Source organism: Actinocatenispora comari (assembly GCF_017312725.1).
In the GTDB taxonomy this organism is placed as follows: Bacteria; Actinomycetota; Actinomycetes; order Mycobacteriales; family Micromonosporaceae; genus Actinocatenispora; species Actinocatenispora comari.
On record NZ_BOPO01000075.1, the window covers coordinates 33,685 to 46,867 of the forward strand.

At 75.3% G+C, this 13,183-nt stretch carries 11 protein-coding genes; 8 read left to right on the forward strand and 3 right to left on the reverse strand.

The window, feature by feature from the left end; all coding sequences use genetic code 11:
- Genes NUM_RS19575 through NUM_RS19590 form a run of 4 tightly spaced genes read left to right on the forward strand, consistent with a single transcriptional unit; the run spans nt 1 to nt 3,019 of the window.
- Nucleotides 1-549, forward strand: a complete 549-nt coding sequence (locus NUM_RS19575; RefSeq protein WP_207126346.1) for a hypothetical protein — start codon at nt 1-3, stop codon at nt 547-549.
- Nucleotides 546-1,121: a hypothetical protein gene (locus NUM_RS19580; RefSeq protein WP_207126347.1), complete on the forward strand. Its 576-nt coding sequence runs from the start codon at nt 546-548 to the stop codon at nt 1,119-1,121. Before NUM_RS19575 ends, NUM_RS19580 begins: the two co-directional genes overlap by 4 nt.
- Before the next feature lie 2 nt (nt 1,122-1,123).
- A complete protein-coding gene (locus NUM_RS19585; RefSeq protein WP_207126348.1) occupies nt 1,124-2,338 on the forward strand; it encodes a hypothetical protein in 1,215 nt (404 codons plus the stop codon).
- 33 nt (nt 2,339-2,371) lie between these two features.
- On the forward strand, nt 2,372-3,019 hold the full coding sequence (locus NUM_RS19590; protein ID WP_207126349.1) for a hypothetical protein: 648 nt from the start codon (nt 2,372-2,374) through the stop codon (nt 3,017-3,019).
- 399 nt (nt 3,020-3,418) lie between these two features.
- Here the strand turns inward: NUM_RS19590 and NUM_RS19595 are convergent, their stop codons facing one another.
- Nucleotides 3,419-4,759 carry an MFS transporter gene (locus NUM_RS19595; RefSeq protein ID WP_207126350.1) on the reverse strand — a complete coding sequence of 447 codons (1,341 nt, stop codon included), beginning with the start codon at nt 4,757-4,759 and terminating at the stop codon, nt 3,419-3,421.
- Nucleotides 4,760-5,118: 359 nt separating this feature from the next.
- Here NUM_RS19595 and NUM_RS19600 point away from each other — a divergent pair, with 359 nt between their 5' ends.
- The 4 genes from NUM_RS19600 to NUM_RS19615 all read left to right on the forward strand — a co-directional run bounded on the left by NUM_RS19600 (nt 5,119) and on the right by NUM_RS19615 (nt 11,103).
- Nucleotides 5,119-6,294, forward strand: coding sequence for a metallophosphoesterase (locus tag NUM_RS19600; protein WP_207126351.1), 1,176 nt, complete (start codon nt 5,119-5,121; stop codon nt 6,292-6,294).
- 13 nt (nt 6,295-6,307) lie between these two features.
- Nucleotides 6,308-7,261, forward strand: coding sequence for a formylglycine-generating enzyme family protein (locus NUM_RS19605; RefSeq protein WP_225918708.1), 954 nt, complete (start codon nt 6,308-6,310; stop codon nt 7,259-7,261).
- A 160-nt stretch (nt 7,262-7,421) separates the two neighbouring features.
- Entirely contained in the window at nt 7,422-7,601 is a 180-nt protein-coding gene (locus NUM_RS19610; protein ID WP_207126352.1) for a mersacidin/lichenicidin family type 2 lantibiotic, read from the forward strand.
- 196 nt (nt 7,602-7,797) lie between these two features.
- Nucleotides 7,798-11,103 carry a type 2 lanthipeptide synthetase LanM family protein gene (locus NUM_RS19615; RefSeq protein WP_207126353.1) on the forward strand — a complete coding sequence of 1,102 codons (3,306 nt, stop codon included), beginning with the start codon at nt 7,798-7,800 and terminating at the stop codon, nt 11,101-11,103.
- Nucleotides 11,104-11,146: 43 nt separating this feature from the next.
- Here the strand turns inward: NUM_RS19615 and NUM_RS19620 are convergent, their stop codons facing one another.
- Nucleotides 11,147-12,145: a BTAD domain-containing putative transcriptional regulator gene (locus NUM_RS19620; protein WP_207126354.1), complete on the reverse strand. Its 999-nt coding sequence runs from the start codon at nt 12,143-12,145 to the stop codon at nt 11,147-11,149.
- Between the two features lie 125 nt (nt 12,146-12,270).
- Nucleotides 12,271-13,173: an NADP-dependent oxidoreductase gene (locus tag NUM_RS19625; protein WP_207126355.1), complete on the reverse strand. Its 903-nt coding sequence runs from the start codon at nt 13,171-13,173 to the stop codon at nt 12,271-12,273.
- Between the last annotated feature and the right edge of the window lie 10 nt (nt 13,174-13,183).

Here is a 13,183-nt window from a genome sequence, read left to right on the forward strand (position 1 = left end):
ATGGCTTTGCGGCTTGCGCGGACGCGGGACGAGGCGCACCTGTACATGGATCTGCATCCATGCCAGCGGTGCGGCTCGGTCGAGGTGGAATGGAAGAGCGCCCTGGTGGACGCCGAGGGCGAGCTGGCCCGCAGCTACTCGGGGACCTGCTCGTGCGGCGCGGTGCGGGAGTTCGTGTTCCGGCTGCCGGCGCCCGGTTCGGTGCCGGCGTCGGGTGACCGGTACCACTTCGGCGGGGACCAGCCGTCGGAGCTGCTGGACGCCGGCGAGTGGCTGTGGGTCGCGGACCTGACCGCGAGCGACGTGCCGGCCGACGACCCGACCGCCGGGTTGAACGCCCTGTCCATCGCGGTGGCGGCGATGAACGAGATCCTCAAGTTCATCCCGGCCGGTGCCGAGACGGTGCCCGACGAGGCGTTCTGGTCCGAGCGCGGCCGTCGGGTGCGCGACCAGGAGCCGGGTCGGTTCGACCGGGAGCGGCTGCTGGTGGTCCGGGACAGCTACTGGTCCTCGCTCGCCGAGCGCCGGGCCGGCGGCGACGGTTCGTGACACCCGACCGCCCGGCGCTGGCACGGACCCCGGCGGAGGCCCGGCTGCGGCTGGAGCTGACCGCGTGCCCGGTGTGCTTCGAGCGGGAAACCCGGTGGCGGTTGGTCTCGACCGGCACCGTCGCCGGCGTCGCGCTGGAGCGGTACGCGGGCCGTTGCGGCCGGTGCGGCACGGCCCGGGAGGCGGACTTCCGCAGCCCGGACGAGGTGCCGTCGGATGAGCCGGGCGGCACCGAGCCGCCGACCCGGTTCGGTGCCGGGCGGCCCTCGGAGCTGCTGGACCCGGCGGAGTGGCTGGAAGCGGCGACGCTGACCGAGGCGGCGGCCGAACAGCGCCTCGCGGTCGAGTCGGTGCAGCAGCGCCGAGCTGGGCTGGAGTACGCGCGGGACGCCGTGGTGGAGGCGATGCGGTTCCTGCCCGTCGACGGTGACCGGGTGCCCGACGAGAGCGTCTTCTCGCCCCTGGGCCGGCAGGTACTCGCGGTCGACCCGCGGCGGCTGACCCGGGGCTGGATGCAGGCGATGCGAGACGGCTACGAGGCGTTGCTCGCCGAGATCGACGACCGGAGGTGAGCGTGACCGTGGCTCGCGGTGGTGGCCAGGTGCCGGCCCGGCAGGCGTTGCGCCGGACGCTGCTGGACGTGGCGGCGGCGGCGTGCCCGGACTGCGCGCCGGTGGTCGAGCGGGAGCGTGGACCGTTCCCGGACGACCCGAAGCCGCCGGACGGTGCCGGCCGGTGGGTCTGCACGGCCACCGTGGCGACCGCCCCGCCCGGCATGTCGTGGACCGCGTCCGAGCTGGTCCGTACCGCCGCCGAGGTGCTCACCGCGCACGGCTGGTCGGTCGGGGCCGAACCAACGGTGACCGAGGCGCGCCGGTACGAGGTGATCGCGGAGCGTCCGGGCGGGCGCGTGGTGGCGTCGGTGCGGGCCGACGAGGGGATCCTGCGGTTGGCGGGGCGCGCTGAGGTGCCGTCGCCGGAGCCGGCCGCGCCGCGGTCGCGCGGGCCGCAGCCGGGTGGCTGGCAGCCGGCCGGCGACGTGCAGGCGGCGCTGCGGCTGGCCGTCGAGCGCGGCGACGACCGCGGCTATCTCGACCTGCTGCTGGACACCCCGCTGTACCTGCCGTCGGCGGCCGATTCCGGTGCGGCGGCGCGGTTCGCCACGGTCGCGGTCGACGACCAGGTACACCTGGTCGCCTTCACCGCGGCGCCCACGCCGGCACCGCGCGGCGGCGGCTGGCGGGTGACGAGCTACCTGGACCTCGCGCAGCGGTGGCCGGACCCGAGCTGGCGGCTGGTGGTCGATCCCGGCACGCCGATCGAGGCGTACCTGCCGGCGCCGTCGGCCGAGGCGGTCGGTGGCGCGGTGCGGCTGCCGGCCCGGCCGGCGCCGACCGAGCCGGCAGCCGAGCCGTTCCGCCCGCTGAACGCGCTGGAGACGGCGCTGTACGAGGCGGTCGCCGCCGACGACCGGGATGCGGTCTTCGCGGCGCTCGCGGCCGACGGCGCGGTCGTCTGGATGGCGACCGGCACCGGCGAGCTGCGCCCGACCGATCCGGGTTTCGCCTGGCCGGTGGCGCCGGTCGACGACGGCCTCGGCGTCCGCGTGTACACGGCGCCCCGGCGGGCCGCCGACGCGCTCGGCGAGGCGGTCGAGGTGGTGGCCGTCGAGCTGGCCGAGGTCGCGGCGGCGTGGCCGGACCGGACGTACCGGCTGGTGGTCGATCCGGGCGGGCCGCTCGCGGTGACCGTGCCCGGTTTCGTGCTTTCCACGCTGGTCCGACGCTGATGGCCGATCGACCGTGCCCGGTATGGTGGCGGCATGCCGATGCCGCGCGCCCGCACCAGAAGCGAGGCACACGTCTACATGGATCTGGTGCCCTGCCCGTGCGGCGAGAACGAGTTCGATCCGGACGTCGACGTGCTCGATCCGGAGCCGCCGCGGGTGCTGCGGTACTTCGGTGAGTGTCCGCGCTGCGGTCGGTCCCGGGAGTTCGTGTTCGAGTTGGCGGCCCCGCCCGCCGGGGAGCCGTCGGGGTTCGTGCTCGGCCACGGCGACGAGCCGTCCACGATCATCGACGCCGGCCAGTGGTTGCTGGTCGCGGAGATGAGCCGGCGGGTGCTGGAACATCTGGCCGAGTCGGGCGAGTCGCTGACCGCGGCGCAGATCCCGGCCGTGCACGACACGGTGCTGCTCGCGGCGGCCGCCGTCGACGAGATCCGCAAGTTCCTGCCGGCCGGCGCGAGCGAACTGCCGGCGGACGCGTTCTGGACCGAGCAGGGCCGCGCGGTGCGTTCGGTGGCCGGCGAACTGCTGCGCCCGGACGAGCTGGCGGCGGCGCGGGCGCGGCGGTGGGCCGCGGTGGCGGAGTTCGAGGCGCTGTACGGGATCGATGAGGACGACGAGGACGAGACGGCGGTACCGCCGGCCGGGCCGTCGCCGGCGCGAGGAGACGTGAGCTTTCGATGAGCCTTCGGCTGGCCCGGACCGCGTCCGAGGCGTACCTGTACATGGCTCGCCAGCCGTGCGAGCACTGCGGCGCGGGCGGGTTCGAGCCGGAGCGGTCCGCGTCGGAGGTGGTCGACGGGACCCTCGCCCGGCGGTACTCCGGTGCCTGCCCGTCCTGCGGGATGTGGCGCGAGTTCGTGTTCCGGGTGCCGGACGACGCCTCGGCGCCGCTCGACGACGGGAGCAGCTTCGGCGACTCGACGCCCTCGGAGCTGCTCGATCCGGGCGAGTGGCTGGAACTCGCCGACGCGATGTTCGCCCAGGTGCCGGACAGCCCGGTCGGGCTGACCGACGAGCAGCGCCGGGAGGCGTACGGCGCTCTCAGCGCGGGTGTCGCCGCCCTCGCCGAGGTCGTGAAGTTCATCCGGCCGGGGGCGGATTCGGTCTCCCCGTTCGCGTTCTGGACCGAACGGGGTCGCCGCTTGAGCCTCGACTCGCGCTGGCGGTTCGATGCCGAGCGGTTGCGCGGTGACCTGGCCGACGCGCGCGCGGTGCTGTCCGGCTTCGCCGACTGACTCCGGGCCGGTGCCGGGCGCCGAGGGCGAGCAGGAGCAGCGCCGGTACCAGCGCGGCGGCACCGGCGAGCGCCTGGGTGGCGGCGACCGAGGTGCTGGTGAGCAGCACACCGGCCAGCGGGCCGCCGATCGCGACGCCCACGTTGTTCGCGGTGTTGACCCAGGTGGTGCCCTCGGTGCGGTGCCCGGCCGGTACCACCTGGTCGGCGACGAGGTAGGCGACCACGAACGTCGGGGCCAGGGTCAGCCCGGCCACCAGCAGGACCGCGGCCAGGACGACCAGGTTCGGCGCCAGGCTCGCCGCGGCGTACCCGACGGCGGCGGCGGTGAGCAGCCCGACCAGGTGGGTGTGGTGCGACCGGGTGTGGTGCCGGCGTCCCCAGAGCAGCCCGCCGAGCGCGCTGCCCACCGACAGTGCCGCCATCAGGTAGCCGGCGGCGCCGTTCTGGGCCCGTCCGGCGACGGCGATCTCCACCATGCTCAGCGCGAGGCCGACGCCGAGCGCGGCGACCAGTACCGGCCGGAACGCGGCGAGCCGCAGCGGCCCGGCGCCGAACCGGAGCGGGCCGCGCGCGGTGCCGTCGCGCTGTGCCCGGGCGGCGCGACCGGCCGCCAGCGTCACCGAGCCGACCAGCGCGGCGGCCGCGCCGACCAGTACCGCGAGCTGCGGCCCGCGCAGCGCGACGAGGGTGCCGGTGAGCGCCGGGCCGACGGCGAGCGTGACCTCCTCGGTGACGGCGTCGAGGCTGAACGCGCGTTGCCGGGCGGCACCCGGTTCGGTGGCCGACGACCAGATGGCGCGCATCGCCGAACTGGCCGGCGGTACGGCCAGCCCGGCGAGCACCGCGGCGGCCACCAGCGGCGGTACCGAACCGGGCAGTGCGACGGTGACGGCGAGGAGGCCGAGCAACGCCACCGGGTGCGCCAGGCCGAGGGCGAGCAGCACGCGGGGCAGCCCGTACGTGTCGGCCAGCCGGGACTTGAGCGGCAGCGCGAACGTGGTCAGCGCGTACGCACCGGTGACCAGGCCGGCGGTGGCGAACGAGCCGGTGCTGCGCTGCGCGGTGAACAGCAGCGCGAGCGGCGTCGTCCCGTACGAGAGGCGCACCGTGCTGGCCGCGGCGAACGCCGGGAGCAGGTGCGGGACGCGCAGCACGGCACGGTAGGAAACGGTGGGACCGGACATGGCAGCAGAGACCCATCACGATCGGGCAGGCGGTCGTACCGCCCGCGAACGAAAGCCGTCACGAGATCCCGGTGCCGCGCCGCACGGCGCGCTGCGACCGGGCCGGCGGCGCACGGAGCGCGCCGGACGGGTCTCGGCCTAATCGTTCACGACTGCCACCCGGGCACGCTAACACGTCCGGCGCGCCGGGTCCGGCCCGGCGAGCGGCCGATGACCGTCCCAGAACCGGCCCGATGACGGTCCCGGAGCGGTCCTGAGGCCGGGTACCGCGGGCGTCGTGGGCTGGTCTCAGGTTGGGGTGTCATGCTCGTGCGGTGCGCGGCGGGCGGGCGCCGCACGAGACGGATACGGAGTGTGCAGTGGCGGCAACCGAGGATGTACGGACCGAGCCCGGCAGACGGATCGGCCGGCTGGTGGCGTTCGCTGCCGTGCTGGTGGCCGTGGAGGCACTGCTGTTCGGGCTCTCGTGGTGGACGCTGGTGCTCGCGCCGGGCTGGCCGACCGGCGTCGTGGTCGTCGGTACGGTCGTGTTCGTCGCGGCCGCGATCGGGTTCCCGGTGCTGATGAACCTGGGCCACCGGCGCGCGAACGACCCCGCGGCCCGCACCAGCGACGTGCTGCTGGGCGTGATCGGGGTGCTGTTCGTCTGGTGCACCCTGGCGCAGCTGGTGCGGCTGCCGCTGCTCGCCACCGACCTGTCCGGCACCGCGGTCTCCCGGATCGTCGCCGCGGTCGGCCTGGTCGTCACCATCGCCCTGCTGGCCTGGGGGTACGTGGAGGCGATGCGGCTGCCGCGGGTGGCCGAGGTGACCGTCCGGCTGGACCGGCTCGGCGCCGGCCTGGACGGGCTGCGAGTGGTGCTGATCACCGACACGCACTACGGCCCGATCGACCGAGCCGACTGGTCCCGCCGGGTGATCGACGTGGTCAACGAGCTGGACGCGGACATCGTCTGCCACACCGGCGACATCGCGGACGGTTCGGTGAACGCCCGGCTGGCGCAGGCCGCGCCGCTCGGTGACGTCCGGGCCAGGCTCGCCCGGGCCTACGTGACGGGCAACCACGAGTACTACGGCGAGGCGCAGGCGTGGATGGACCACATGGCGCGGCTCGGCTGGTCGACCCTGCACAACGAGCACCTGGTGGTGGAACGCGGCGGCGACCGGCTGGTGGTGGCCGGGGTCGACGACCGCACCGCCGGCTCGTCCGGCACCGGGCACCGGGCCGACCACGCCGCGGCGCTCGCCGGCGCCGACCCCGACCTGCCGGTACTGCTGCTGGCGCACCAGCCGCAGCAGATCTCGCTGGCCGTCGAGCACGGGGTCGACCTGCAGCTGTCCGGGCACACCCACGGCGGGCAGATCTGGCCGTTCCACTACCTGGTCCGGCTGGACCAGCCGTCGGTCGCGGGGCTGACCCGGCACGGCGACCGTACCCAGCTGTACACCAGCCGCGGCACCGGCTTCTGGGGCCCGCCGTTCCGGGTGTTCGCGCCCAGCGAGATCACCGTGCTGACGCTGCGGGCCGCCGCGTAACGTACCTGGGGTCATGGCAACGAGAGTGCAGCCGCCGGATCCGGCGATGGTGTGGGTGCCGGGCGGCACCTTCACGATGGGGTCGGACCTCGCCGACTACCCGGAGGAGGGCCCGCCGCATCCGGTCACGGTCGGCGGGTTCTGGATCGACCCGACCCCGGTGACGGTGGCGCAGTTCGCCCGGTTCGTCGCGGACACCGGATACGTCACGGTGGCGGAGCGGCCGCTCGACCCGGCGCAGTACCCGAACGTCGACCGGCGGCTGCTGCTGGCCGGTTCGCTGGTGTTCACGCCGACCGACAAGCCGGTCGACCTCACCGACCTGCAGCAGTGGTGGCGGTACGTGCCGGGGGCCAGCTGGCGGCATCCGGAGGGACCGCGCTCGGACGTCACCGGGCGCGACAAGCACCCGGTCGTGCACGTGTGCTGGGAGGACGTCGAGGCGTACGCCGCGTGGGCCGGCAAGCAGCTGCCCACCGAGGCGGAGTGGGAGTTTGCCGCGCGCGGTGGGCTGGACGGCGCGCCGTACGCCTGGGGCGACGAGTTCCTGCCCGGCGGCAAGCGGATGGCCAACACCTGGGTCGGTGAGTTCCCGTGGCACAACCTCAAACCGGCGCGGCGGCAGCGCACCACACCGGTGCGGTCGTTCCCGCCGAACGGGTACGGGCTGTACGACGTGGCCGGCAACGTCTGGGAGTGGACCGCGGACTTCTACCGCAGCAACCATCCCGCCACCCACGCCTGCTGCGTGCCGCCGGTCAACCCGCAGGTCGACGACGCCGAGGGCAGCTACGGCGACCAGGAGCAGGGCGGCGCGCACGTCCCGCGCCGGGTGCTCAAGGGCGGCTCGCACCTGTGCGCGGAGAACTACTGCCGGCGGTACCGGCCGGCGGCCCGGCAGGCGCAGCAGGTCGAGTCGGCGATGTCGCACATCGGCTTCCGCTGCCTGGTCAGGCCCGGGACCTAGGTCCTGTCCCGGTGCCCCGGCCGCATCCCGGTCGTCGGTCTCACCTCGGCGAACGGTGCGGTACGGCAATTTCCGTGAGCGCAACGCCCAACGGAACACCAACCACCGTGCGAATACTGGGCGCGTACCGCACCCAACTGTTCGTCACGAGGGAGGTTCCATGTCGGCAGAAGAACTGGTCCGCGCCTGGCGGGACGAGGACTTTCGGCTCGAGTTGGAGTCCGCCGTAGCGCATCCGGCGGGCGACGTCGACCGCGAGTTGTACGTGTCCACCGGCGCGGCGTCCACCTGCAACTACGCGAGCGTCACCTGCTCGCACATCTGCAGCTGCGCGATCTGACGGCGCACCGGGACCGCGGGATCGGCTCGTCCGATCGAGGTCCCGACGGCTCCCGCCGGTCCGGCGGGTGACGCGCACCGCGTCACCCGCCGCAGGCGGGAACACCCGATCGGCGATCGCATCCGATTCGCCGACTGCGCACGGACTAAGAGGTCCCGACAGTCCCTTCTGCCGGGACCTCTGGGCGGGAGGGCTGGTGGAGGCGGATCTGGCGGCGCTGCGGCGGGCCATGGCACAGGCGTTGTCCGCGGTGGAACGGGGCAAGGTGGCGGTCGTCGACCCGGACCGGGTGGCGCGCGCGGACCGGATCCTCGCCCGCTGGCGCGCGCAGATGCCCTTTCACAAGGCGGGCTGGTTCGACCGCCGGCTGGCCGCGGACGGGCTGACCGTGGAGATGGTGCGCGACCAGCTCGCCGAGCCACCGGACGCGCTGGCCGCCCGCGTCGCGGCCGGCGAGGCCGGCGCACCGGCCGGGCCGCTGGCCGAACGTGCCGGTGCCGGCGACGAGTGGGTGGACGAGCTGGTGGCCGCGTACGCCACGCCGGCGTCGATCGAGCTGCCGGCCGAACACGACCTCGCCGCGGTGGCCGGGCCGCTGCTGGCGGCGGCCGCCGGCCGGCTGCGCGCCGCGCTCGCCCCGCTCGGTGACACGCCGTTCGGGGATGCGGACGCCGCCGTCGCCTGCTTCCTGCCGTCGCTGACCGGGCACGCGTACCTGCTGGCGCAGCGCTCCATGGTGCTCGAGGTGCAGGTGGCGAAGGTGACCGGCGCGCTCACCGCGGACACCCCCGCCGGCCGGTACGAGCAGTTCCTGGACCGGCTGCGGGATCCGGGGATCGCGGCGGGGCTGCTCGCCGAGTACCCGGTGCTGGCGCGGCGGCTGGTGACCGTGTGCCGCAACTGGGTGACCGCCAGCTCGGAACTGGTGCACCGGCTCGTCGCGGACCTGCCGGAGCTGTCCGCCCGGTTCGCCGACGGCGCCCCGCTCGGCGCGGTGACGCGGCTGGAGACCGACCTCGGCGACCGGCATCGGGGCGGCCGCACGGTGGCCCGGCTGCACTTCGAGCACGGCGTACGGATCCTGTACAAGCCACGCTCGCTCACCGTCGACGCGCACTACCAGCAGCTGGTGTCGTGGCTCAACGGGTACCTGCGGTGGCCGCTCGCCGAGCTGCCCTGCCTGGCGCGGGACTCGTACGGCTGGGTGGCGCACGTGCAGGCCCGGCACTGCCGGGACACCGCCGAGCTGCACCGGTTCTACCACCGGGCCGGCACCCTGATCGCCCTGCTGTACCTGCTGGAGGCGACCGACTGCCACGCGCAGAACCTCATCGCGGTCGGCGACCAGCCGGTGCTGATCGACCACGAGACGCTGCTGACCCCGCGACTGCGCGAGGACCTGCACGAGCTGTCCGCCGCCGAGCTGGTGGCCAACACGGCGATCGGCGGTTCGGTGCTGCGCTCGGGCATGCTGCCGTACCGGGCCTGGGTGGAGGTCGGCAACGGGGGCGCCGACGTGTCGGCGCTCGGCTGGGATCCGCGCGAGCTGCCGCCGCGGGAGATCCCGGAGCTGCTGGACGCCGGTACCGACGAGGTCCGGGTCGGGTACCGGCGGGTCGGCATCGGGCAGGTCGCGTCCCGCCCGCTGCCGCCGGGCGAACCGTTGCGGCTGGCGGACTTCCAGGCCGATCTCGACGCCGGCTTCACCGAGGCGTACCGGATCCTGGCCGGGCACCGGGACACGGTGCGCGAGCTGCTCGGCGCGTTCGCCGACGACGAGATCCGGGTGCTGTGCCGGGAGACGATGGAGTACCGCACCCTGGTGGTGGCCGGGCTGCACCCGGACCGGCTGCGCGACGGGCTCGCCGCCGACCGGCACCTGGACCGGCTGTGGGAGCTGGTGCCGCGGCTGGAGGTGGTCGCGCCGCTGCTGGCGTCCGAGCGCGCCGACCTGTCCGCCACCGACGTACCGGTGTTCACCGCGCGGCCGGCCGGCACCGCGCTGTCCGATGCCGCCGGCCGGCCGATGCCGGCGGTCGCCGACGAGCCGGCGCTCGCCCTCGCCCTGGCCAAGCTCGACGCGCTGGGCGAGGACGACCTGGCCGCGCAGCGGTCGCTGCTGCGCTGGGCGGTCGAGTCGGCCCGCACCGATCACGTACCGCAGGCCGACGGCACGGTCGCCGCGACGGCGCCGGCCGGGCCGCTGCCGGCGGCCGACCGGGTCGCGGAACGGGCGCTGGAGCACGCCGGGCGGGCCGCCGACCGGCTGCTGGCCCTCGCGTACCGCAAGGACGGCAGCCTGGCCTGGGCCGGTCCGGGGCTGCTGCCGGGCGGTGCCTGGGCGCTGGCACCGCTGGGCGCCGACCTGTACTCGGGTACCGCGGGTGTCGCGCTGTTCCTGGCCCGGCTGGCCGAGGTGACCGGCGACGCGGACCACTGGGCGGCGGCCGCGGGAGCGCTGGACACGCTGCGCGCGCAGGTGCTCCGGCTGCCGCGGAACCTCGCCGGCGGCCTCTGCGGGTACGGCGGGGTGCTGTACGCGCTGGCCCACCTGCACGCGATCCGGCCGGACCAGGAGCTGGCCGCGCTGGCCGACAACATGGCCGTGGGTGTCGGCGAGCTCGCCACCGACGACGCCGAGTACGACACGGTCAGCGGCGCGGCGGGCTCGATCGCCGGGCTAGTCGCCTGGCACGCGGTACGGCCGTCCGGCGCCGTCCGCGACGCGGTGCGTGCCTGCGCCGACCAGCTGTGCGCGCGGGCCGAGCGGCAGCCGGTGGGGGTGGGGTGGCGGGCGGCGTCGATGGCCGACGTGGCGCCTCGCCCGCTGGCCGGCTTCGCGCACGGGGTCGCCGGGCAGGCGTGGGCGCTCGCCCGGGCCGCCGCGATCACCGGGGAGCACCGGTACCTGGGGACCGCGGTGGCGGCCCTGGCGTACGAGCGGTCTCTGTTCGACGCCGACGCCGGGAACTGGCCGGACGTGCGTACCGGCGTCCCGCACGAGGCGTCCTTCCCGGTGCTGTGGTGCCACGGCGCCGTCGGCGTCGGCCTGTCCCGTACCGGCCTGCTCGCCACGGCGCGCGAGCTCGGTGTCACCGACCTCGCCGGCGGCTCGGATCCGGGTGTGGGCGGCGGCGTGGGTACGGTCGCCGAGCTGACCGCCGACCTGCACACCGCGCTGGGTACCGCCGCGGCCGCCGGGTTCGGCTGGAACTTCTCGCTGTGCCACGGCGATCTCGGCGCGCTCGACCTGTTCTGCACCGCGCCCGGGGTACTCGACGGTGCGGCGGGCGCTGCCGCCGGCGAGACGGCGCTACGGCAGACCGCGGCGATCCTGGACCGTCTCGACGAGCGCGGCTGGGTCTGCGGGCTGGCCGGTGGCGGCGAGAACCCGTCGCTGCTGGTCGGTCTCGCCGGTATCGGCTACGGCCTGCTCCGGTCCGCCGCCCCCGACCAGGTGCCCTCGGTGCTCGCCCTGCACCCGCCCCGAACGAAGCCCTGACGCACCGACACCGCGGGCGGGTCGGTGTTGCCGGGCCGACTGGCTAACCGGGTGGTGGCGGGTCGGCGGCGCCGCGCAGTACCCGCAAGCGGGCGTCGGTCAGCTCCGGCCCGGGGGTCAGGCCGAGCTGGTCGGACAGCCGGGCGCTGATCTCCCCGTACACCCGCAGCGCCGCCGCCTGCTGGCCGCCGCCGGCCAGGGCGAGCATCAGCCGGGCGTGCAGCGCCTCGTGCAGCGGCTCGGCGTCGGCGAGCAGCCGCAGCTGCGGCACCGGCTGGTGCCGGCCGGTCCGAGCGGCGGCCTCGGCGTACCGGATGGCGGCGGCGACGCGCTGCTCGACCAGCGTGGCGACCGGCGCGCTGCCGCGCAGCAGGTCGACATCGGCCAGCGGAGTGCCGCGCCACAGCCGCAGCGCCGCCTCGTAGCGTTCCCCGGCGAGCTGGTGGTTCCCGGCGCCGGCAGCGGTACGGGCCTGCTCGGTCAGCCGGCCGAACCGCAACAGGTCGAGCCCGTCCGCGCGGATCCGCAGCCGGTAGCTCGCCCCGGTCGACTCCAGCACCGATCGCCGCCGCTCCGGCGGGGCGTCCGGCAGGAGCAGCCCCCGCAACCGGCTCACGTACGCCTGCACGAGGTGCACCGCGGTCGCCGGCGCGGCGCGGGCCCACAGCCGGTCGATGATCTCCTCGCGGTGCACCAGCGTGTTCGGGTTGAGCGCGAGCAACCCGAGCACGGCACGTTGCCGGGGCGGGCCGAGCCGGACCGGCCGGCCGCCGACCCGCAGCTCCAGCGGGCCCAGTACCCGCAGCACGAACCGGCGGGCGGCGCCGGGATCGGCCGACGACGGCGCGGGCAGGCCGAGCGCCGCGCCGAGCCGGCGGGCGGTGCTGCGTCGCGGTGTGCGCCGTCGGCCCTGCTCCAGGTCGCGCACCGCACCGACGCTCAACCCGGCCCGGTCGGCGAGTTCCCGCTGGCTGAGCCGGGCCGTGGTGCGGTAGGTGCGCAACACGTCGGCGAACCGGAGGTCCAGATGCGTACCGTCCATCTGCGGCTCCCGCTGTGCCCTCGTTGGCGTAACCAGCACGATAACGGGCAGGGCTGATGAAACCCCTTGTGATTGTGCGCACAGCGATGCGTGACGGCCCGGTGACTCCGCGCCGGGCCGTACGTTCAGTCGACGGTGAGGACGATCTTGCCGCCGGCGTGGCCGCTGTCGCTGAGCCGCTGTGCCTCGGCCGCGTCGGCCAGCGGGTACCGGGCGGCGATCGGCACGGTCAGCTCGCCCGCGGCGACCTGCCGTGCCAGCTCCGCGACCGCGGCCGGTTCCACCATCACCTCACCGCCGCCGGTGAACAGGACCCCGTAGTCGGCGGCGTTCGGGTCGGCGATCGTGACGATGCGCTCCGGGCCGCCGCGCAGCGCGATCGAGTCCGGCAGCGCGCCCCAGCCGGAGGCGTCGAACACCGCGTCGATGCCTTGCGGCGCAACGGAACGGACCCGGTCCACCAGCCCGTCACCGTAGCCGATCGCGGTCGCGCCGAGCCGGTCGATCCGGTCCCGGCCGGCCTCGCCCGCGGTACCGATCACGGTGACGCCGCGCTGCCGGGCGAGCTGCACCGCGAGCACGCCGACGCTGCCCGACGCGCCGTGGATCAGCAGCGTCTCGCCGGCGGACACGTCGAGCAGTCGCAGCACCCGCAGCGCGGTCTCGGCCACCACCGGTACGGCCGCGGCGACGTCCCAGGCCAGGCCGGCCGGCTTGGCCACCATCCGGTCCGACAGCGCGAACTGCGCGTACGACCCGGTCAGGGTGGGGCCGAGCACCTCGTCGCCGACGGCCAGGCCGGTGACGTCCGGGCCGAGCGCGTCGACCACGCCGGCGGCCTCGACGCCGGGGATCGACGGCAGCTCGATCGGCCAGCCGCCGCCGGACCGCAGCTTGCCGTCGATCGGGTTGACGCCGGCCGCGCGGACCCGGACCCGTACCTGGCCGGCGCCCGGCTCGGGCACGTCGACCTCGGTGTCGCGCAACACTTCCGGACCGCCGTGGCGGTCGAACACGATTGCCTTCATGATCCCCATC